The sequence below is a fragment of the Castellaniella sp. genome (assembly GCF_036379515.1).
In the GTDB taxonomy this organism is placed as follows: Bacteria; Pseudomonadota; Gammaproteobacteria; order Burkholderiales; family Burkholderiaceae_B; genus Castellaniella.
Map to the genome: position 1 here is coordinate 118,188 of NZ_DASVGN010000038.1, position 22,405 is coordinate 140,592.

Annotated in this window: 17 protein-coding genes; 8 read left to right on the forward strand and 9 right to left on the reverse strand. The window is 61.1% G+C overall.

Annotated features, from left to right (window positions below; all coding sequences use genetic code 11):
* The first annotated feature begins 2 nt into the window (after positions 1-2).
* Genes map through VF285_RS13700 form a run of 3 tightly spaced genes read left to right on the forward strand, consistent with a single transcriptional unit; the run spans position 3 to position 3,927 of the window.
* Positions 3-821: a type I methionyl aminopeptidase gene (gene map / locus VF285_RS13690; protein WP_346953189.1), complete on the forward strand. Its 819-nt coding sequence runs from the start codon at positions 3-5 to the stop codon at positions 819-821.
* Positions 818-3,442: a [protein-PII] uridylyltransferase gene (locus tag VF285_RS13695; RefSeq protein WP_346953190.1), complete on the forward strand. Its 2,625-nt coding sequence runs from the start codon at positions 818-820 to the stop codon at positions 3,440-3,442. The genes map and VF285_RS13695 overlap by 4 nt, the downstream gene beginning before the upstream one ends.
* Positions 3,439-3,927 carry a disulfide bond formation protein B gene (locus VF285_RS13700; RefSeq protein ID WP_346953191.1) on the forward strand — a complete coding sequence of 163 codons (489 nt, stop codon included), beginning with the start codon at positions 3,439-3,441 and terminating at the stop codon, positions 3,925-3,927. The genes VF285_RS13695 and VF285_RS13700 overlap by 4 nt, the downstream gene beginning before the upstream one ends.
* Positions 3,928-3,947: 20 nt before the next feature.
* Here the strand turns inward: VF285_RS13700 and purF are convergent, their stop codons facing one another.
* From purF to aceE, 7 genes are all read right to left on the reverse strand, one after another.
* A complete protein-coding gene (gene purF, locus VF285_RS13705) occupies positions 3,948-5,450 on the reverse strand; it encodes an amidophosphoribosyltransferase (protein WP_346953192.1) in 1,503 nt (500 codons plus the stop codon).
* Between the two features lie 13 nt (positions 5,451-5,463).
* Entirely contained in the window at positions 5,464-5,952 is a 489-nt protein-coding gene (locus tag VF285_RS13710) for a CvpA family protein (protein ID WP_346953193.1), read from the reverse strand.
* 19 nt (positions 5,953-5,971) lie between these two features.
* Positions 5,972-6,778, reverse strand: a complete 807-nt coding sequence (locus tag VF285_RS13715; protein WP_346953194.1) for an SPOR domain-containing protein — start codon at positions 6,776-6,778, stop codon at positions 5,972-5,974.
* A 100-nt stretch (positions 6,779-6,878) separates the two neighbouring features.
* Positions 6,879-8,300 carry a bifunctional tetrahydrofolate synthase/dihydrofolate synthase gene (gene folC, locus VF285_RS13720; protein WP_346953195.1) on the reverse strand — a complete coding sequence of 474 codons (1,422 nt, stop codon included), beginning with the start codon at positions 8,298-8,300 and terminating at the stop codon, positions 6,879-6,881.
* Between the two features lie 99 nt (positions 8,301-8,399).
* Entirely contained in the window at positions 8,400-10,151 is a 1,752-nt protein-coding gene (gene lpdA, locus VF285_RS13725; RefSeq protein WP_346953196.1) for a dihydrolipoyl dehydrogenase, read from the reverse strand.
* A gap of 10 nt (positions 10,152-10,161) precedes the next feature.
* Positions 10,162-11,835, reverse strand: a complete 1,674-nt coding sequence (aceF, locus tag VF285_RS13730; protein WP_346953197.1) for a dihydrolipoyllysine-residue acetyltransferase — start codon at positions 11,833-11,835, stop codon at positions 10,162-10,164.
* A gap of 14 nt (positions 11,836-11,849) precedes the next feature.
* Positions 11,850-14,561, reverse strand: coding sequence for a pyruvate dehydrogenase (acetyl-transferring), homodimeric type (aceE, locus tag VF285_RS13735; protein WP_346953198.1), 2,712 nt, complete (start codon positions 14,559-14,561; stop codon positions 11,850-11,852).
* A 239-nt stretch (positions 14,562-14,800) separates the two neighbouring features.
* Here aceE and VF285_RS13740 point away from each other — a divergent pair, with 239 nt between their 5' ends.
* Genes VF285_RS13740 through VF285_RS13760 form a run of 5 tightly spaced genes read left to right on the forward strand, consistent with a single transcriptional unit; the run spans position 14,801 to position 20,743 of the window.
* Positions 14,801-16,555 carry a PAS domain S-box protein gene (locus VF285_RS13740; RefSeq protein ID WP_346953199.1) on the forward strand — a complete coding sequence of 585 codons (1,755 nt, stop codon included), beginning with the start codon at positions 14,801-14,803 and terminating at the stop codon, positions 16,553-16,555.
* Entirely contained in the window at positions 16,552-17,175 is a 624-nt protein-coding gene (locus VF285_RS13745; RefSeq protein ID WP_346953200.1) for a response regulator transcription factor, read from the forward strand. The genes VF285_RS13740 and VF285_RS13745 overlap by 4 nt, the downstream gene beginning before the upstream one ends.
* A gap of 1 nt (position 17,176) precedes the next feature.
* The gene (gene folD / locus VF285_RS13750) at positions 17,177-18,031 is read left to right on the forward strand and encodes a bifunctional methylenetetrahydrofolate dehydrogenase/methenyltetrahydrofolate cyclohydrolase FolD (protein ID WP_346953201.1); all 855 of its coding nucleotides are present in this window, start codon (positions 17,177-17,179) and stop codon (positions 18,029-18,031) included.
* A gap of 31 nt (positions 18,032-18,062) precedes the next feature.
* Positions 18,063-20,144 carry a M3 family metallopeptidase gene (locus VF285_RS13755; protein WP_346953202.1) on the forward strand — a complete coding sequence of 694 codons (2,082 nt, stop codon included), beginning with the start codon at positions 18,063-18,065 and terminating at the stop codon, positions 20,142-20,144.
* Positions 20,145-20,146: 2 nt separating this feature from the next.
* Entirely contained in the window at positions 20,147-20,743 is a 597-nt protein-coding gene (locus tag VF285_RS13760; protein WP_346953203.1) for an SCO family protein, read from the forward strand.
* A 1-nt stretch (position 20,744) separates the two neighbouring features.
* On the opposite strand, the gene VF285_RS13765 is transcribed toward VF285_RS13760, so the two are convergent.
* Together VF285_RS13765 and VF285_RS13770 are read right to left on the reverse strand one after the other, a co-directional pair.
* On the reverse strand, positions 20,745-22,130 hold the full coding sequence (locus VF285_RS13765) for a dihydrolipoyl dehydrogenase (RefSeq protein ID WP_346953204.1): 1,386 nt from the start codon (positions 22,128-22,130) through the stop codon (positions 20,745-20,747).
* A 15-nt stretch (positions 22,131-22,145) separates the two neighbouring features.
* A complete protein-coding gene (locus VF285_RS13770; protein ID WP_346953205.1) occupies positions 22,146-22,346 on the reverse strand; it encodes a heavy-metal-associated domain-containing protein in 201 nt (66 codons plus the stop codon).
* Positions 22,347-22,405: the final 59 nt, after the last annotated feature.

Consider the following 22,405-nt stretch of genomic DNA (forward strand, 5'->3'; position numbering starts at 1 on the left):
CCATGAGCCAAATCGTCACCAACCCACAGGACCTGGAAAAAATGCGCGCGGCCTGTCGCGATGCAGCCAGCATCCTGGACTACCTCACTCCATTCGTGCAACCCGGCGTCACCACAGGCGAGCTCGACCGCCTCTGCATGGAATACCTGACTGACGAGCTGCACGTCAAGTCCGCCACCGTGGGCTATGCTCCCCCGGGCTACCCCCCCTACCCGGCATCGATCTGCACTTCGGTCAACCACGTCATTTGCCACGGCATCCCGGGCGACAAGGTGCTGAAGAACGGCGACACACTCAACATGGACGTGACCATCATCAAGGATGGCTGGTTCGGTGACACCAGCCGCATGTATTGCGTGGGCGAACCCTCCATCCTGGCGCGTCGCCTCATCGACACCACCTACGAATGCATGTGGCTGGGCATCGAGCAGGTGCGCCCCGGTGCAACCTTGGGCGACGTAGGTCACGTCATTCAAAAGCATGCCGAAGCAGCCGGCTTCTCTGTCGTTCGCGAATACTGCGGCCATGGTGTAGGGCGCAAGTTTCACGACGACCCCCAAGTGCTGCATTACGGCCGTCCCGGCACCGGAGTCCTGCTCGAGCCAGGGATGCTCTTTACCATCGAACCCATGATCAACGCAGGACGCCGTGAGATCCGTACGCTGGCAGATCAGTGGACCGTGGTCACCCGCGATCACAGCCTCTCCGCCCAATGGGAGCACAGCATGGTGGTGACCGAAACCGGGTGTGAAGTGCTCACGGTTTCGCCGGCCATGCCGGCCCCTCCGGCCTTTTCTACGGTGACTCTTGCCTCTGTATGACTGAGAACCCCCTGGGTGGCACCGCGGCGCTGCGGGCGCATTTGCAGCAGCAACGCGCCCAGGCCATCCAGGCATATCGCAGGCACCTGCGCGCCGAAACTCTCCTCGGCACCTTGCGTCGGATCGCTGACGAGTCGCTTCGCAGCCTGCTGAAACTCCACCCCTTGCCCGACGGTGCCTGCATGGCGGCTGTCGGAGGCTACGGGCGCGGCGAGCTCTACCCATGTTCAGACCTGGACATCCTCATTCTGTTGGAGCGCGTCCCGACTCGCCAGGACAAGGAACGTATCGAGCCCTTCATTGCAGCGCTCTGGGACATCGGGCTGGAACCAGGCCATAGCGTACGCACGTTGGAACAATGCCACCAAGAAGCGGGTGCAGATATTACCGTCCAGACCTCTTTACTGGAAGCCCGCTGGCTGTCGGGCAACAAGGCTCTGTTCGACGCGTTCTGCCTGGCGATGCAAACGGACTTGAACCCTCAGGAGTTCTTCCTTGCCAAGCGCACCGAGATGCAGCAGCGCCATGCGCGTCACCAGGACACCCCTTACGCACTCGAACCCAACTGCAAAGAGGCGCCTGGAGGCCTGCGCGACCTGCAAGTACTGCTGTGGCTCGCGCGTGCGTCAGGCCTGGGCGACGACTGGCGCGCAGTCGCACACACTGACCTTCTGACGACGGCAGAGTTCAGATCGCTCAGGCGCGCCGAACTTGCGTTCAAGCGCCTGCGCGTCGAGCTGCACCTGTTGGCCGGTCGCCGCGAGGACCGTCTGCTCTTCGACCTGCAACCACGCCTGGCCCGCATCTACGGCTTCGAAGACCTGCCGCATCGACGTGCGAGTGAACTGCTCATGCAGCGCTACTACTGGGCTGCACGCGTCGTCTGTCAGGTGAATCATCTGCTCATGCAGAGTCTCGAAGAGCGATTGTTTCCGCGGCCGGACGAAGCTGCCACACCCATCGACCTGGATTTCTGCGTGCGGCGTGATCGACTTGCCCTGGTGCACGACGACGGCTTCGAACGTAACCCGGCGTTGTTGTTGCGCGTTTTTCTCGTCAAGGAGCAGCATCCGGAGCTGCAGGCCATGGCGGCCAGTACGTTGCGAGCCCTCTGGCATGCCCGCAGACGCATCGACCGTGCCTTTCGCAGCGACGCCGCGAACTGCGCACAATTTCTGGCTATCCTGCAGCAGCCCAGGGGTATCGTTCACGCGCTGCGTGACATGACAATGTGGAACATCCTGCCCCGCTATCTGCCCGTGTTCCGACGTATCGTCGGGCAGATGCAGCACGACCTGTTTCACGCCTACACCGTGGACCAGCACATCCTCATGGTGATCCGAAACATCCGCCGGTTCACCATGCCGGAACACGCCCAGGAATATCCACTGGCAAGCCAGCTCATCGCGGGGCTGGACAAGCACTGGCTACTCTACGTCGCCGCCCTGTTTCACGATATTGCAAAGGGCCGCGGGGGCGACCACTCCCAATTGGGAGCCCGCGAAGTACGCCGCTTCGCGGTGCGCCATGGCCTCCCTCGAGACGAGGTCCGCTTTGTGGAATTTCTCGTGCGCGAACACCTGACCATGTCGCAAGTGGCGCAAAAGAAAGACCTGAGCGATCCTCGGGTCATCCACGACTTTGCCACGAAAGTCGGGTCCCAGCGGCAACTGGCGGCCCTCTATCTGCTTACAGTAGCCGACATCCGCGGGACCAGCCCCAAGGTGTGGAATGCCTGGAAGGGTGAGCTCCTGAAGGATCTTTACCACCTGACACTGGCAGCCTTGGGTGGCACCCAGCCCGACACTGGGACTATCCTTGCCTTGCGCAAGGAGGCAGCTGCCGCTGAAACCCGACGCATGGGCCTGCGGGACGAAAGCCGCGAAGCCTTCTGGGCGCAACTGGATGTTGCCTATTTCCTGCGCCACGACGCAGGCGAGATCGCCTGGCACACCCGTGTACTGTATTCGAGGTTCCAGGGCCCAGCTCTCGTCGTTCGAGTCAGGGTACTCACTCGTAGCGAAGCGCTACAGGTGCTGGCCTACGCACCGGACAGACCCGACTTGTTCATGTCTATCTGTGGCTATTTCGATCACCATGGCCTAAGCATCCAGGATGCCCGGGTGCACACCACGCGCCAACACTGGGCCCTGGACAGTTTCGTGGTCCTGCTGCCCGCCCATGACCATGACCTGCGCGCCCACGCCACCGTCATTGAGCACGAGCTGCTCCAGGCACTCGAGGCCCCTGTGCCTTTCGAGCGCCCACGCTCCGCAGCGCTTCAGGGTTCACGGCGAGCCCGGGCCTTTCCCATCCTGCCTTCCGTCGCCCTCCAGGCAGATGAACAAGGCGGGAATTGGCGCCTGTCGGTGACCACTGCAGATCGCGTGGGGCTCCTGCACGACCTGGCGCAGGTTTTCGTACACCATGAGGTCGACCTCAAGATGGCGAAAATCATGACGCTGGGGGACCGGGTGGAAGATATTTTCATCCTGGATGGCGAAGCTCTCAATCATCCGCGCAACCAACTTCAATTCGAACGTCATGTACTGGACGCGCTGGCGCCCTCACTTGCAAACTCCGTCTCATCCCCTCAACCACACAGACAGTTCCAGCCATGAAAACTACAAAAACTGACCGCATCTTGCGCACCACGGCATTCCTGTGCCTGGCAGCCGTTCTCGTTGCTCTGATTTCGCAACATATTTTTGGCATGGAACCGTGCGCCTGGTGCGTCTTGCAACGGCTGATTTTGATTGCCATTGCCATCATCTGTTTCGTGACGGCTGCAGGCTGGGGTTCCAGAGGGGTACGCGCTCTGGGCGCGCTCGTGACGCTCCTGTTGTCGGCCTGTGGCGTGATCGCAGCCTGGTACCAGTACAGTGTGGCCGCCCACTCATTTTCATGCGCACAGACCTTCGCCGACAGATTCATCTCAGGCACCGGACTGGATGCCTACATGCCCTGGCTCTTCGGTATTTACGCAAGCTGCATGGACGCCCGCGTCAGCCTGTTCGGCATCGAGTACAGCCTATGGGGACTGATGCTGTTCGTGCTGTGTGGCCTGCTGGCGCTTTGGTCACTGGTGCGCAATCCCCGCGACTGATCACTCGACCGAGAGGCCGTTCAGGCCTCTTCGGCGGAGGCTACCATGGCGCCTGAGCGCACTGATTCGCCTCGCGTGCGACTCAGCCGTTCGAGATACGCCGCATCGATGTCTCCCGTGACGTACCGGCCGCTGAAACAAGACGATTCGAACGCACGCAGCGCAGGATTCAGATCCCGCAAGGACTGCTCAAGATCGCCCAGATCCTGATAGACCAGGTCATCTGCGCCAATCTCATGCGCGATCTGATCGGTATCCCGCCCAGTAGCAATCAACTCGGCCTGCGTCGGCATGTCGATTCCATATACGTTCGGATAGCGGACAGCCGGTGCAGCGGAGGCAAAGAACACCTTGTTTGCGCCCGCAGCGCGCGCCATATCGACAATCTCGCGACTGGTAGTTCCTCGTACGATGGAGTCATCCACCAACAGCACGTTCTTGCCCTGGAATTCCCGGGCAATCGCGCTCAGCTTCTGTTGCACGGACTTTTTGCGCACTGCCTGCCCCGGCATGATGAAGGTGCGCCCCACATAACGGTTCTTGATGAAGCCTTCGCGGTAGTTCAGGCCAAGATGCGAAGCGAGCTGCATCGCCGAGGGACGCGAAGAGTCAGGAATCGGCATGACGACGTCGACATCGCCCAGACGCAGAGTCTTGGCCACTCGATCTGCCAGGCATTCCCCCATGTGCAGACGCGCATCATAGATGGAGACGCCGTCCATGATGGAATCCGGGCGCGCAAAGTAAACGTACTCGAATACGCAGGGCGTGTGCTCGAGCCCGGGCGCCGCACACAGCGCGTGGCTGAGTTCGCCTTCTTCCGTGACGACCACGGCCTCGCCTGGTGCGACGTCACGCACCAGCGAAAACCCGGTACCGGTCAACGCGACAGATTCAGACGCCAGCATCCATTCAACGCCAGCCTCGGTATCGCGACGGCCCAGGCACAGGGGTCGAATCCCGTAGGGGTCCCGAAATCCAACCAAACCGAAACTGCTGATATTGGCAATGACGGCATATCCCCCTTTAGCCCGCCGGTGAACGGCGCGCACTGCCTGAAAGACGGCCTCGGAATCCAGGGTTCCGCCATCCGAGGCTTGCTGCAACTCATGCGCAAACACATTCAGCAGCACTTCGGAATCTGAATTGGTGTTGATGTGGCGGCGATCATGCTTGAAGAGCGACTCGCGCAGCTCACGCCAATTGGTCAGATTGCCGTTATGCACGAAGGTAATGCCAAAGGGTGCATTGACGTAAAACGGCTGAGCCTCGTCCACACTGGCGCTGGAGCCTGCCGTAGGATAGCGCACCTGGCCAATGCCGCTATTACCCGGAAGAGCACGCATATTGCGCGTGCGGAACACATCGCGCACTAGACCATGAGCCTTGTGCATGCTGAAGAATTGGTCGTGTGCAGTCGCAATTCCGGCAGCATCCTGCCCCCGATGCTGCAGCAGCAACAGGCTGTCGTAAATCAGCTGATTGACGGGGCTGCGCCCCATCACACCTACTACGCCACACATAATTCGATTCCACTCAATAAGGAAGCAATTCTGCGACACTTGCCGGCAACAAGGCCTTGATGTGCTGGAAGCCCTTGACGAAGGCATCGGCCGTCTTGGCCTGCTGCCACCAGGGTTCTTCAGGAAGTTGCGTGTAGCCGGCCATGCCGACCAGCACCAGCACCAGCAGGAATCCACGCACGGCCCCGAACACGGCGCCCAAACCATGGTCTGCGGGGGTCAGACCCGTACGGTCAACCAGCGCCCCCAGGGCCATGTTCAAAAGCCCCACCCCCATGAGCGCCACCACGAAGACCGCGCCATAGGCGGCCAGCGCTCGCAACAGGCCATTGTCGATCAGACTTACAAGCCAGCCGGAAACCACGGGTCCCCACCAGACGGCCGCAACGAACGCGACGACGTAAGCGACCAGTGAGAGCACCTCGCGCAGGAACCCCCGCAGCAGCCCGATCAGGGCCGAGACCGCAACAACCGCCAGCATGATGTAATCGAAACTGGTCATAGGGTCCCTCAGACGCGGGTCAGTTGGCTGAAATCAAACTGTTCTGGTAGCCCAATGCCCGCAAGCGCGCCTGCGCGGCCTGCGCCGCTTCGTGAGAACCGAAAGGCCCCACCCGCAAGCGATAGACGGTACGCCCCGACGCCTGCCCACGCTCGACATAGGCATCCGTGACGCCCGCCTGGCGCAAGCTGTCTCGCCGCGCTTGAGCATCCTGTTCGGCGTTATAAGAGACCAACTGAAGAAAATACTTGCCTTGGGGCGCTGCCTTCGAAGGCGCTGCGTATTCAGGGGATTTTCCTGACAAAAGGGCAAGCGCCACAGAGCCATCGTCGGTGCGCTCTACCGGCTTGCGTGCCGGTTTGGCAGGCTCAGCGCGCTTGGGAAGCTCGGCGGGCCTGGTCTGAGGCGGCTTTTCAGGGCTTCTGGTGACCGAGGCCACAGCCGCATCGAGCTCGTGATTGCTTGCTGGTTCCTGTTCATGTGAAAGGCCTCGCGCATCGGGTGTCTCAGAAGCTACCGTGCCGGCAACCGAGCCTGAAGCAGCCGGGGTCGCATCACCAGATTGCACCGTCCCTTGCGTGCTGCCAGCCGCAGAAGCCCCGGAGCCCGCGGCACTGGAAGGGGTACCAGCAGCGGGAGCACCGCCTGTTGCAGGCGTTCCAGCGGCCGCCAGAATCCCTGTCGGAGCGGCTGGTACGACAACCGGCGCGTGGGTGTCGTCGGTGACGGGCTCCTGGAAGAACCAAGGGACGATGATGACGGCGGCCAGCACCAGCACCAGCGCCCCAATGAGGCGCCGACGTGCCTTGGCGCGCAGCTCTTTCAACTGAGCATCGTTAGACCCTCGCGCGCGTGCGGGCGCACGTTTTTCTGAACCGGCTGCGTGGCGAAAGAACATCGTGCCTGTAACCCCCTAAAAAAGCGGGTCAGCGACCCCGCCCGACGTACGCTGCAACGTCCCTGCCCTCGGCGTGCAAAACTTCGAGGATCGGACCCACCGTTGCAAACGACCCGAAGACCAGAATTCTATCATTGTCGGTCGCCTGCTTTCGTGCTTCAGCAAAGGCTTGCTGCGGAGTGTCAAATGTTGAAACCTGCACGTCACGATGCGCAACAGCCGGACGAGGGGCCGAACGCACCCCCGGCTTGCGAGAACGAGTGAGTTCGGCTGTGTGCTCGATGAACGTATCCACCGGCGCCTCATCTCCGCTGAGGCGATGCACGATCTGTGCCAGATCCTCGGCCTTCGTCCCCCGAGGTCCGCCCAGCGAAGTGCACATCCACCGGTCGATGCGCCTGGACATTTTTTCAAGCGTATGCTCGATGTCTTTGTCATGCAACATGCCGACCACCGCGTAGGTGTGGGGATAATGGCCCATGGCATCCAGGCTTTGCCCCAGGGCTGCCGCCGCGTGCGGATTATGCGCCACGTCCAGAATAATGTGCGGCAGGCCTGGCAGAATCTGCACACGCCCCGGAAGATTGACGTTGATCAGTCCTTCTCGCACTTCTTGCTGGCTCACCACCAGCTTATTGCCCAGGGCTTCCAATGCCGCCAGTGCCGCCGACGCATTGATGAGCTGGTTGGCTCCCCGGAGTGCCGGGTAGCCCAGCGCAGCGCGACGCTGAGAGCGCCCGCCATAGGCCCACTGCTGGCGATCCCCCGAATAATTGAAATCCACGCCAAAGCGCCAGAGATCGGCACCGATCTTCTGCGCGTAATCCAGTACCGTCTGAGGCGGCAGGGGATCCGCACAAATGGCGGGGCAGCCGGGTCGGAATACGTGCGCCTTTTCAAACCCGATGGCCTCGCGGGTGTCTCCCAGCCACTGCATGTGGTCCAGGTCCACGCTCGTGAGAATGGAGCAATCCGCGTCCATGATGTTCACCGCATCCAGGCGCCCGCCCATCCCGATTTCCAGCACAGCAGCATCCAGCCGCGCGGCCTGGAACAGCAGGAAAGCGGCCAGCGTCGTCATCTCGAAATAGGTCAGCGAGATATCCCCGCGCGCCGCCTCGACGCGTTCAAGCTGCTCGATGATGGCCTGGTCGCTGGCCTCTTCGCCGTTGATCCGGATGCGTTCGTTGAAGCGCAGGAGATGAGGTGAGGTGTACATCCCCACCCGGTAACCCGCAGTGCGCAGAATCGAATCCAGCATGGCACAGGTCGAGCCCTTGCCATTGGTACCAGCGACCACGATCTTCACACAGTCCAGCGAAATGGCGAGCCGCTCGGCCACCGCCCGAACACGCTCCAAGCCCAGATCGATGGCCTTGGGGTGCAGGGTTTCCAGATAGTGCAGCCAGTCCGCCAAAGTGGCGTCAGAGGCGGGAGCAGTGTGAGACATGGAAGAGCGAGGCTCCAGAAATGAAAATGGCAGGTGCCGATAGTAGCACCCGCCATGGGCGGTCACGCGGGCATCCCTGCCCCGCGTACCGGTACTGACTTACTTGCGACGCGCGGGAGGGACATCCGTGCAGACCCCGTCCGCGATCTCGGCCGCCATGCCGACGGACTCGCCCAGTGTGGGGTGCGGATGGATGGTCTTCCCGATATCTACGGAGTCGGCGCCCATCTCAATGGCAAGCGCCACTTCGCTGATGAGGTCGCCTGCGTGCGTTCCCACAATGCCGCCCCCCAGAATACGCCCGGTCTCGGCATCGAAGAGCAACTTTGTGAAGCCCTCGTCACGCCCGTTGGCAATCGCCCTGCCGGAGGCCTGCCAAGGGAACAGCCCCTTCTTGACGGCCACATCCTGCTTCTTTGCCGCGTCTTCCGTGAGGCCTACCCAGGCGACTTCGGGATCGGTATAAGCAACGGATGGAATCACGCGGACATCGAAGAACGATTTTTCGCCTGCAATTACCTCAGCCGCCACGTGCGCCTCGTGTACCGCCTTGTGGGCGAGCATGGGCTGCCCCACGATGTCGCCAATCGCGAAGATGTGCGGCACGTTGGTACGCATCTGCTTGTCGACCGCAATGAAACCCCGGTCACCGACCACCACTCCAGCCTTGTCGGCGCCAAGCTTCTTGCCGTTGGGAGAGCGACCCACTGCCTGCAACACCAGATCGTACCGTTGAGGTTCTTTAGGTGCCGACTCGCCCTCGAACGTGACCCAGATGCCATCGGTGCGCGCCTCGGCCGCCACCGTCTTGGTATTGAGCATCACATGGTCGAAGCGGTGTGCATTCATCTTGTCCCAGACCTTGACCAGGTCTCGATCTGCGCCGGTCATGAGCGTGGGCAGCATTTCGACCACGTCCAACCGTGTGCCCAACGCCGAATACACCGTGCCCATTTCCAGGCCAATGATGCCACCGCCAACGATGAGCATACGCTCGGGGATGGACGTCAGTGCCAGCGCGCCCGTGGAATCCACAATGCGAGGATCGTCAGGCAGAAATGGCAGTTTGACCGACTGGCTGCCCGCCGCAATGATGGCTGACGCGAACTTCACAGTCGTCTGGCCTCCGTCGGTCAAGGTCACCGTCAGGTGATGGGGATCGTCGAAATTCCCTACTCCACGAATCACGCTCACCTTGCGGGCTTTGGCCATCCCTGCCAACCCGCCCGTCAACTTGCCAACCACCGACTCTTTGAAACCTCGCAGCTTGTCCAGATCGATGGTCGGGTCGCCAAAGCTGATGCCGTGCGCCGCCAGTGATTTTGCTTCTTCGAGCACCCCCACCGAATGCAGCAACGCTTTGGACGGAATGCAACCGACATTCAGGCATACGCCGCCCAGGGTGGCATAGCGCTCAACCAGCACCACGCTCAGGCCCAGATCAGCCGCACGGAATGCAGCCGAATAGCCCCCAGGGCCTGCTCCGAGCACCAGCACGTCGCATTCAGCCTGCGCCGTACCCGAAAACTGCGCCGGTGCCGCAGCCGGTGCGGCAGCGACCGCTGGCGCCGCTGGGGCCACCAAGGCCTCAGGCTGCGGTGCCGCCGTCGCGCCTTCAGACTCGACGGTGAGAATGACGGAGCCCTGAGACACTTTGTCACCCAGTTTCACCTGCAAGGCCTTGACGACGCCCCCCTGCTCGGCGGGAATTTCCATCGAGGCCTTATCGGACTCGACCGTAATCAGGCTTTGCTCAGCGGCAATGGTATCGCCCACCTTGACAAGGACCTCGATCACCTCGACTTGATCGAAATCGCCAATGTCCGGAACCTTGAGTTCAATGGTAGCCATGCGTCCCCCCTTACAGGATGATGCGGCGGAAATCCGCCAGTAGGCCAGCCAGATAGGCGTTGAAACGCGCAGCCGAGGCGCCATCAATGACCCGGTGATCGTAGGACAGGGACAATGGCAACATCAGCCGAGGCTGGAAGGCCTTGCCATCCCACACTGGCTGCATGGCCGAGCGGGATACCCCGAGAATGGCGACTTCGGGCGCATTGATGATAGGCGTGAAATCTGTGCCACCGATCCCGCCCAATGACGAGATCGAGAAGCAGCCGCCCTGCATCTGCGAGGGTGAGAGCTTGCCCTCACGGGCCACTCCTGCCAGAGCCGAGGTCTCGGCTGCCAGCTCAAGAACCCCTTTCTGATCGGCATTGCGAATCACCGGGACGACCAGGCCGTTGGGCGTGTCAGCGGCAAAGCCGACATGGTAGTAATGCTTGTAGACCAGGTTGTCGCCATCCAGCGAGGCGTTGAACTCCGGGAACTTCTTCAGTGCCGCCACCACGGCCTTGATGAGGAAGGCCAACATCGTGACCTTAGGTCCGCCTGATTTCTTATTCTCGGCATTGAGCTGCTGGCGCAAGGCCTCGAGCTCGGTAATGTCTGCGACTTCATTGTTGGTGACGTGCGGGATCATCACCCAGTTGCGATGCAGATTTGCGCCCGAAATTTTCTTGATGCGTGAAAGCGGCCTGGCTTCGATCTCGCCAAATTTCGCAAAATCGATCTTGGGCCAACCCAGAACGCTGAAACCTTCACCGGCGCTGACGGTCCCCGCTGTGCCGGCGGCACCCGTTGCCAGGGATTGTTTGACGAAGGCGCGAACGTCATCGGACGTGATCCGACTTTTGGGCCCGCTACCTGTGACGCGGGTCAGGTTGACTCCAAGCTCACGCGCAAACTTGCGCACGGAGGGCGAGGCGTGTGGCAGATCGCGCAACGGGACTGCAGACTCCGCATACGCCGCCGTTGGCGAAGTACGGGTGGCGGCGACGGACACCGGAGCCCCTGCTTCGGGGTGAGGCGCCACGACGGGGACAGGTGCCGGCGCAGGTGCAGCCGGTGCTACCGCCGCCGGGGCTGCCGAAGCAACTGCAGGTGCAGCACCCGAGGTTTCAACCACCAGAATCTCGGTCCCCTGAGAGACCTTGTCACCCACCTTGACTTTCAATGCCTTCACGACCCCACCGACTGAGGCGGGGATTTCCATGGAGGCCTTGTCCGATTCCACAGTAATGAGGCTTTGCTCGGCGGCGATGGTATCACCGACCTTCACCAGCACCTCGATGACTTCGACAGCATCGAAGTCGCCGATATCGGGCACCACGACGCTCTGCGTCCCTCCCGAAACGGCCGGCGCGGTTGGCGCCGACGCAACGGTCACAGGTGCAGCTGCAGGGGCCGCCACGGCAGCCTCAGCCACGGGTGCTGATGCGGCCGGTGCGGCACCTTCTGCTTCGATCTCGAGAATCACCGAGCCCTGGCTGACCTTGTCTCCCACCTTGACCTTCAAGGATTTCACCACCCCCCCTTCGGAAGCAGGAATTTCCATGGAGGCCTTGTCGGACTCCACCGTGATCAGACTTTGTTCGGCCGCAATGGTGTCACCAGTCTTCACCAAGACTTCAATGACTTCCACGGCGTCGAAATCACCAATGTCCGGAACTTTGATTTCCACGATATTGCTCATGTCGGTCGCGCTCCTCAATCGTGATGGGGGTTGGCCTTTTCCGGGTCGATCCCGTACTTGGCTATGGCCTGCGCACATTTCTTGATGTCGATGACGCCTTCATCGGCCAACGCGCGCAGCGCGGAAAGCACGACGAAGTGGCGATCGATTTCGAAGAACTCACGCAATTGCGAGCGGTAGTCCGAACGGCCAAAACCGTCGGTACCCAACACGCGGTATTCCCGCCCCTTGGGCAGGTAAGGACGGATCTGTTCGGCCCAGGATTTCACGTAGTCGGTCGAAGCGATCAGGGGACCCCGAGTGTCCTTGAGCATCTTGGTAACGTACGCCTCACGCTGAGGCTCGCTGGGGTGCAGAAGGTTCCAGCGCGCCACATCCATGCCGTCGCGGCACAGTTCACTGAAGCTCGTCATGCTCCAGATATCGGACGAGACGCCCCAATCTTTCTCGAGCAGTTCCTGGGCTTCCATGACTTCGCGCAAAATGGTGCCAGAGCCCATCAACTGCACGTGCGCCTTGCTGCGGGCCTTGCCCACCGAACGAAGCTTGTACATGCCGCGACGAATGCCGTCTTCGTCACCCGGGTTCAAGCCAGGCTGAGCATAGTTCTCGTTCATGACCGTCATGTAGAAGAACACGTCTTCCTGATCCTGCATCATGCGCTTGAGGCCGCTCTGGATGATGACGGCAACTTCGTGCGCAAACGTGGGATCGTAGGCCACGCAGTTCGGAATCAACGAGGCATGCACCAGACTGTCGCCGTCCTCGTGCTGCAGGCCCTCGCCATTGAGCGTAGTGCGACCAGCCGTACCGCCCAGCAGGAACCCGCGCGCGAGCATGTCGCCGGCCGCCCAGGACAGGCCTCCAAAGCGCTGGAATCCGAACATCGAGTAATAGATGAAGAACGGAATCATGATGCGGTTGCTGGTGGAGTACGACGTCGCTGCCGCAATCCAGGAGCTCATGCCACCCGCCTCGTTGATGCCTTCCTGCAACAGCTGGCCATCGCGCGCTTCGCGGTAATACATGACCTGGCCCTTGTCGACCGGCACGTACTTCTGGCCCTCAGGCGCATAGATCCCGATCTGGCGGAAGAGCCCTTCCATCCCGAACGTACGCGATTCATCGACCAGAATCGGCACCACCCGTGGGGCCAAGGCCTTGTCACGCAACAACTGGTTCAAGACGCGAACGAAAGCCTGAGTCGTGGAGATCTCGCGGCCTTCGATCGTGGGTTCAAGCACTGCCTTGAATGCATCGAGCGCCGGAGCCGGAAGGCTCTCATCCGCCTTCTGTCGGCGATGCGGCAGATAGCCCCCGAGCGCCTTGCGTCGCTCATGCATGTATTTCATCTCGGGCGAATCTTCCGAGGGCTTGAAGAACGGAATCTCGTCGACCTTGTCGTCGGGGATGGGAATATTGAAGCGATCGCGGAATTCGCGCACCGACTCAGTGTCGAGTTTCTTTTGCTGGTGCGTCGGGTTCTTGGCCTGACCCACATGCCCCATCCCATAACCCTTGATAGTCTTGGCCAGAATCACCGAAGGCTGACCCGTATGGTTCACCGCCGAGGCGAAAGCAGCATATACCTTATGAGGATCATGACCACCACGGTTCAGGCGCCAAACGTCTTCGTCGCTCATGCGGCTGACCATCTCGAGAAGCTTGGGGTGCTTGCCAAAGAACTTTTCACGAACGAACTTGCCGTCGTTGGCCTTGTAGGCCTGATATTCACCGTCGACGGTTTCTTCCATGACGCGACGCAAGATGCCTTCTTTGTCACGGGCGAAGAGCGGATCCCAATATCCGCCCCAAATCAGCTTGACGACATTCCAACCCGCCCCCCGGAAGCTGCCTTCCAGTTCCTGGATGATCTTGCCATTGCCACGCACCGGTCCGTCCAGACGTTGCAGGTTGCAGTTGACGATGAAAATGAGATTGTCGAGCTTCTCGCGCGAAGCCATGCCGATGGCACCCAGGGATTCTGGTTCATCGATCTCGCCGTCGCCCAAGAATACCCATACCTTGCGCTGACTCGTATCAGCGATGCCACGCGCGTGCAGGTATTTCAGGAAGCGGGCCTGATAGATCGCCATCAGAGGCCCAAGGCCCATTGAAACGGTCGAAAACTGCCAAAAATTCGGCATGATCTTCGAGTGAGGGTAGGAAGTGAGCCCCTTGCCCTTGCCCCCGACATCCTGACGGAAGTAATTCAGATTTTCTTCAGTCAGGCGGCCTTCGAGATAGGCTCGCGAGTACATGCCAGGCGACGAGTGCCCCTGGAAGAAAATCAGGTCGCCGCCGTGATCCGGCGTCTCAGCGTGCCAGAAGTGGTTCTGGCCGCACTCGACCATCGTGGCCTGTGACGCGAAAGAAGCAATGTGCCCGCCCAGGCTACCGCCATCGGCGGGCGTGTGCTTGTTGGCACGCACCACCATGGCCATGGCGTTCCAGCGGATGTAGGAGCGGATGCGTTCTTCGAGCACGAGATTGCCCGGATATGCAGGCTCCAGGCCAGGCGGAATCGTGTTGATGTAAGCCGTATTCGGAGAGTACGGAATGTGCGCCCCGTTGCGCCGGGCCTCGTCGATGAGGCTTTCGATCAGGAAATGCGCGCGCTCGGCACCCTCGCGATCCAGAACGGCCTCAAGAGCGTCCATCCACTCTTGGGTTTCCTGCTGATCGACATCGGTAGGCACAACGTTGCTAAGTTCAAGAGAGGACATGGAGCGTGTCTCCTGTGAGGTGATTTTGGGATGCGGCGCCCGCACCGCATCGGACTGTAACCGCGCCGGACTGTCAGAAACAGCTGCAGCCAGCCAAGTTCCGGCAACTGCCGTCATTCTAGGAAAGAGCGCAAGTCAGCACAAGCAAAATTTCATTCTGTGAAGTGTATTTTTATTATGTGAAAAGTCGAATGTGCCATTCGCGTCTAAAATGGGCCGGTCGAGACCCATCTCCTGCCATGGCAAACCCCACTCGCAAGTCCCTGATTCCGACGACCTTCTATGAGCATGCCCGCCATAGTCGCCGGGGACTGTATTGGCTCACGCCTGCCATCGTGCTGGTGCTTTATCTTTGCGTGATGGGCGCTTTCATTTGGCTGCAACGCCTGCAAAGCGATAGCGTCATGTTCGTGACGATCGACCAGGAAACGCGACAACAGCGCCTGATGATGGTAGTGTTCGCGCTCTCGCTGGTCATTGTATTCAGCCTGTTGGCACTCTGGCGCTATACCCGTTTTCGTACTCAGGCCGAGGCCGCCTTGCTGGCCGAAACCGGCTTTCGCCGAGCCATGGAAAACTCGATGTCTACCGGCATGCGGGTCTTCGACATGCAGGGCCGCATCGCCTACGTCAACCCTGCGTTCTGCCGCATGATAGGCTGGAACGAAGCCGATCTCATCGGCCGCACCGCCCCCTTTCCCTACTGGCTGCCCGGGCGCCACGACCACCATCGCGAAACGCTGGCGCAGCTGTTATCGGGCCGGACCCCCAGCAGTGGGCTCGAAATCGAGGCACAACGTCGGGATGGTTCGCGTTTTACGGCCCGCATGTATGTCTCGCCGCTACGCGACCCGAACGGTGAACAGATCGGCTGGATGACCTCCATGACCGACATCACGGAACCCAAGCGCATCCGTGAAGCGCTGACGGCCGCGCACGAGCGCTTCATGACGGTGCTCGAAGGGCTGGACGACGCCATCTCGGTCGTGGCCGACACGCCCGAAGGCCTGGAGCTTCTGTTCGCCAACCGTACATATCGGCGGCTGTTTGGCGCACAGACGGGCGGCCACGCCGAACTCCTGGGAGGCCGCCTCGGACGCTTCACCGATGAAACGATGGAGCTCTTTTCGTCGTCGGCGCAGCGCTGGTTCGAAGTACACCACCGCATGCTGGCCTGGACGGACTCACGACGGGTACGCCTGCAGGTGGCGCGCGACATTACCGAGCGCCGGCGACACGAAGAAGAATCGCGCGTCCAACAAGAAAAGGCGCAGCTCACCAGCCGCCTGACCACTATGGGTGAAATGGCTTCATCTCTGGCACACGAGCTGAACCAGCCACTGACGGCCATCAGCAACTACAACATGGCAGCCGTCGCCATGCTGAAGTCAGGAAAAGCCCCCATGGAATCCCTGCTACAGGCCTTGGAAAAGGCCTCACGGCAGGCCGAGCGCGCCGGGAAAATCATCAGCCGCATCCGCGAATTCGTCAAACGCAGTGAACCGCGCCGCCAGGCAGTGGGGCTGACCCGTATCGTCGAGAACGCCGTCGGCTTTGCCGACATCGACGCGCGCAAACGCCGCATCGAGATTGCGCTGGACATGCCCGACCCGGTGCCCACCGTGATGGCCGATCCCATCTTGATCGAGCAGGTACTGCTCAATCTCTTGAAGAACGGTGCGGAAGCCATGGAAAACAGCGAATACCGTACTTTGCACGTCAAGATTACCGACCAGGACCCGCAAGTGGAAATCGCCGTGATCGACCGCGGACACGGCCTGCGCAACCCCGAGCGGCTTTTCGAACCGTTCTACAGTACCAAATCTGAAGGCCTGGGCATGGGCCTGAACATTTGCCGCACCATCATAGAATCGCACCATGGCCGCCTTTGGGCGACTGCCAACCCCGAAGGCGGTACGATCTTCAGATTCACCTTGCCAAAGGCCACGCCCGCCTTGCAGTCACAAGAACTCACGGAGGAACACACCGCATGACCGATCATCAAGTATCCAGCACGATCTACATTGTCGATGACGACGAGGCCGTGCGCGACTCCCTGCGCTGGCTGCTCGAAGCCAACGGCTATGTCGTGCGCAGTTATGCGGGCGCCGAAGAATTTCTGGCTGCCTATGAACCCGAGCAGGTGGGGGTCCTGATCGCCGACGTACGGATGCCCGGCATGAGCGGTCTGGAACTGCAAGAAGCCCTCATTGCACGCAAGGCGCCGCTGCCTATCGTATTCATCACCGGTCACGGCGACGTTCCCATGGCCGTGTCCACCATGAAAAAGGGCGCGGTCGACTTCCTTGAAAAGCCCTTCAACGAGGCCGACTTGCGCAATATCGTGGCCACCATGCTGAATCAGGCTTACGAGCGGGTGCACGACGCGCAAGTTCAACGCGATCAGCAGGCCGTGCTCGGTCGCCTGACGGCGCGCGAGCAGCAAGTGCTGGAACGTATCGTCGCCGGCAGGCTCAACAAGCAGATTGCAGGTGACCTCAACATCAGTATCAAGACCGTCGAAGCTCACCGTGCCAACATCATGGAAAAGCTCGAGGTCACCACGGTCGCCGATCTCATGAAGATCGCCCTGACCCGCACCGAGGAAGCCTGACATGAGCGCACGCATCATCGACGGCAAAGCCTTGTCTGCACAGGTACGAGCGGAAATCGCCCTGCGCGTTGGCGAACTCGTCAAGCGTGGCACCACACCGGGTCTGGCCGTCGTGCTGGTCGGCGAAGACGCAGCGTCACAAATCTACGTGCGCAACAAGGCTGCAGCCTGCGAAGCCGCCGGCATGCTGTCTCGAGCAATTCAACTGGGTGCCGACACGACAGAAGACGAACTGCTGGACGTCATCGATTCACTTAATCGCGACCCGGCCATCCATGGCATTTTGGTGCAGCTGCCCCTGCCGGGGCACATCAACGCCGGTTCCGTGATCGAATCCATTTCACCCCTCAAAGACGTGGACGGATTTCACGTCAGCAACGCCGGCCTGCTCATGACGGGACGCCCGCTGTTTCGGCCCTGCACACCGTACGGCATCATGAAGATGCTCGAATCCGAGGCGACCCCCTTGCGTGGCGCCGAGGCGGTCATCGTGGGGGCAAGCAACATCGTAGGCAAGCCCATGGCCATGCTGCTGCTCGCGGCGGGTGCCACGGTCACCCTATGCAACTCCAAGACGCGCGATCTCGCGTCACAGACGCGGCGCGCCGACGTGCTGGTCGTCGCCACCGGAAAGCCCGGAATCGTCACCGGCGATATGATCAAGCGCGGCGCGGTCGTCATCGACGTAGGCATCAACCGCTTGGCCAATGGCAAGCTGGTGGGCGACGTCGACTTTGAATCCGCGGTGCCCATTGCATCCGCCATCACGCCGGTCCCGGGCGGCGTGGGCCCCATGACAATCGCCATGTTGCTTATGAATACACTTGAGGCAGCCGAACGGACTGCCCGGCATTGAAATCCATGAGGTTCGCCCCCATTCAAGATCCATGACCTCTACCCTTCCTACCGGCAATCCCCTCCTCGTTCCGGCCGAGGCATTCGTCGATTACTCGGCCGTGCGACCCGAGCACATCGAAGCAGCCATCCGCGAACTGATCGCGAGCACTCGAAGTACGGTCGAAGCTGCTGCTGCCTGCGCCGAGGACCCCACCTGGGACAATCTGGTCGAAGTCATTGAAGACCCGTCCGAACGCCTCCACCGAGCCTGGGCCATCGCCGGCCACCTCAATGCGGTCGTGAATACGCCAGAGCTGCGCGCGGCTTACAACACATGCCTGCCTCTCATGAGCGAGTTCTCCACCTGGGTCGGGCTGCATCATGGCCTGTACGCGCGCTATTGCGCGCTGGCCATCAGCCCACTGTACGCGACGCTATCTCCTACCCGACAGCGTATCGTGGACCTTGCCCTGCGGGATTTCCGCCTGAGCGGCGTCGAGCTCGAAGGCGCGGCGCGTGACACCTACGCACGCAACTCAGACCTCCAAGCGCAAGTTGCCCAGAAATTTTCCGAAAACGTCATGGACGCCACTGACGGCTGGACATTGCTCATCACTGACAAATCCCGCCTCGCAGGCGTCCCCGACAACGTGGTGACTGCGGCCCAACAAGCAGCCGCGGCGGATCATGCCGAGGGATGGAAGCTCACCTTGCACATGCCGTGTTATCTACCCATCATGCAGCATGCGCAAGACCGTGAATTGCGCCAGACGCTGTATCGCGCCTACGGCACACGGGCTTCGGATCAAGGCGACACCACATTCGACAACTCTGAACCCATCGAGTCACTGCTTGCGCTCCGCGCCGAAGAAGCTTCGTTGCTAGGCTATGCCAACTTTGCGTCGCTGCAGCTTGAAACCCGCATGGCGCACGACGCCCCTCAGATCCTCGCATTCCTGCGTGAGCTGGCCGCTCGCGCGCGGCCCAGCGCCGAACGCGATCTCGCCGAACTTCGCGCGTTTGCGGCTGAACAGCTTGGCCTCTCAACGCTGGAACCTTGGGACGTGGCCTATGCCTCAGAACGGCTGCGCGAATCTCGGTATGCGTACTCCGACGAAGAGCTGCGCCCCTATTTCACCGAATCCCACGTGTTGCAAGGCCTGTTCCAGGTCATCCATACCCTGTTCGGCGTGCACCTCGAAGCTTGCGATGCACGCGCCTGGCACGCCGACGCCCGCATCTATCGTGTCTTGACCGCCCAGGGCCAGGAACTGGGGAGGCTGGGAATCGACCTCTACGCACGCGCAGGCAAGCAGGGCGGCGCATGGGTCGATAGCGAACGCAGCCGTCGGCGCCACGGACAGGAACTGCACACCCCTCTGGCCTGGCTGACCTGCAATTTTGCGGCGCCACAAGGTTCACAAGAGGCACTGCTCTCTCACGACGAAGTGATCACCCTGTTTCACGAGAGTGGCCACGCCATGCATGCGTTGCTTTCCCGTGTCGACGAGCCGGCAGCGGCCGCGTTTGCAGCAGTCGAATGGGATGCAATCGAAATGCCCTCGCAATTCATGGAAAATTTCTGCTGGGAATGGGGTGTCCTGAAGTCCCTGACCCATCACACGGATACAGGCGAGCCCTTGCCTCGTGAGCTCTACGACAAGATGGTGTCTGCAAAGAACTTTCAAAGCGGCTTGCAAACCCTGCGTCAGGTCGAGTTCGCCCTCTTTGACATGCTGATCCACACTCAGGCCAACGGGTTGTCAATCAGTGAGGTGCTCGATACGCTCGACCAAGTTCGCCGCGAAGTGGCGCTGCTGGTCCCACCCGCGTGGCACCGTTTTCCACACGCGTTCTCGCACCTGTTCGGCGGCGGATATGGCGCGGGCTACTACAGCTACAAATGGGCCGAGGTGCTGTCGGCAGACGCCTTTGCAGCCTTTGAAGAACACGCGCATCCTACTCCGGATGGCACCCGGGACGTATTCGATGCCGCCACGTGTCGCCGTTATCTCGACGAAGTCATTGCCGTGGGGGGATCTCGCCCCGCCGCAGATTCCTTCAAGGCCTTCCGAGGCCGAGACCCCAGCATGGACGCACTTCTGCGCCACAGCGGGTTACTAGAGGCCTGATCATGTTTCCATCGCAAGCATCCTGGATACGACGCGGCATTGTGGCATTGCTGTTGTGGACGAGCTGTCTCGCCATGGCAAGCGCTGCCGTTCACCCTGTGCGAGGGTTCCTGCCGGATCTGCAGTTTTCCCTGCAGGGGGCCGGTGACGTCACCATGACGCAAAAGGATTTTGCCGGCAAGGTCGTCCTGATGTTCTTCGGCTATGCCAGCTGTCCGGACATCTGTCCCACGACCATGGCGCAGCTTGCGCAAGTGATTGAATCGCTGGGCTCCAAGGCCGATCAAGTGCGAATTCTGTTCGTAAGCGTGGACCCGCATCGCGACACGCCTGACATCCTGCAACACTACGTGGATCAATTCGATCCCCACGCGATCGGTCTCACCGGCAGCGAAAGCGCCATTGCCTCACTCGCACGGCGCTACCGCGTTGCCTACCAGATTGAAAAGCCCTCGAGCAGCGCCCCCAACGCACCTTACGAGGTCTCGCACAGCCGGGGCATTTTCTGTTTCGACCAAAAGGGGCGCGCCGTGTGGTTGGCCTCGGACAGCGAGTCACGCAGCGACCTGATTGCCGCCATCAAGCCGCTGCTGCACTGATCTATATCCTTTGGCGATCGGCGTCGCGCAAGGCGGTCCGAATCCCTTCTTCAATGGTTGGATGATAAAAGGGCAGCTTGAGCATATCGGGCACGGTAAGCTTCATTTGCAGCGCCCAGGCGAGCAAATGCGCGACGTGCTCGGCATCCGGCCCCACCATCTCGGCCCCCAGGAACAGCCCGCCTGCCCGCTGCATGTAGACTCGCAGAACGCCCTGATTACGCAGCATGACGCGCGAGCGCCCCTGCCGAGTCCAATCGACCTCGCCCACCACAATCGCATCGGGGTCCAGCGTGCGAAACGGCTGCCCGACACGCATGATCTGAGGATCGCTGAAGACGACCGCCATCGGTGCCCGCCGTGGTAGCGCCTGGACGTTCGGCCACACCGCGGCGTTGAACCCGGCAAGCCGGCCATCGTCCGAAGCTTCGTGCTGAATCGCGTGGCGACCCGTCACGTCACCCGCCAGGAACACGGGCTGCCCCGCCACCTGCAAGGTAGATGGATCAAAACGCGGCATGCCATGTTCATCCAGAGGCATATTCGTACGCTCAAGATGCATATCGGCAAGCGTCGGGTGTCTGCCTGCTGTCACCAGCACACGATCAAAGCGCTCTGTCGTGGATCGACCGTCGGCATCGCGCCAGCTCACCACCGCCTGATGACCCTCTCGAGCTACGGTTTGAACCTGGGCATGACTCACCAACGACAAAGCCGGCCCCAGAGCAGCCACCGCAGCATCCCGAACGATGGGGTCGTCAAGCTGTGCAAAGCTGCCCGAGCGATTGAGGACACGTACCCGCACCCCCAGACGCGCCAAGGCCAGCCCCAGTTCGACGCCGATAACGCCAGACCCCACCACCAGCACGCTGGAAGGCAGATCCTCCCAATCGAAGACGTCGTCGTTGACGACAGCAAGATCCTTCAGCGGATGGTAGATCTCGGGCACGAAAGGCCGCGTTCCTGTGGCCAATACGATGCGGCTCGCCCGCACCACGGCCCCACTGGCCGCTTGCAGGACCCCATCCTCCAGGAATTCGACAGTCGAATCCAGGCGCGCCTCAGCCGGCATGGCCTGCACGTCAGCCACCACGAAACCGACGAACCGATCACGTTCGCTGCGCACGCGCTGCATGACCGCACGCCCATCAACCTGAGGGCTCCCTGCGTGGATGCCAAACTGTGTGGCCGTCCGCACGTGCTCCGCCGCATCGGCCGCCGCGATCAGCAACTTGGACGGCATGCAGCCCACGCGCGCGCACATCGTTCCGTGTGGCCCACCCTCGACAAGCAGTGGCCTGAGCCCTGCCTTCTGTACCGCACGCCAGGCGGGCAGGCCAGCCGAGCCCGCACCCACCACGGCGACATCACACTCAATCGTGGACATGTAGACGACCCCCGGTCAGGCAGTTTGCACGTCGTACCCGGCGTCGACGATGGCGGCCGCCAGAGCCGCTGGATTTTCTGCCGGCTCGATCGTCACACGATGACTGGCCAGGTCGGCATCCACATGCGCAGTGGGCGCGATGGCCTTGACAGCGCGCGTGATGGTCTGAACGCAGTGATTGCAGGTCATGTCGGAAACGATGAATTCGGTTTTCATGGACAAGCTCCTTTCATTCGCCGCATCAAGCGGTACGATTCTGTGGCCTATGTTAAACC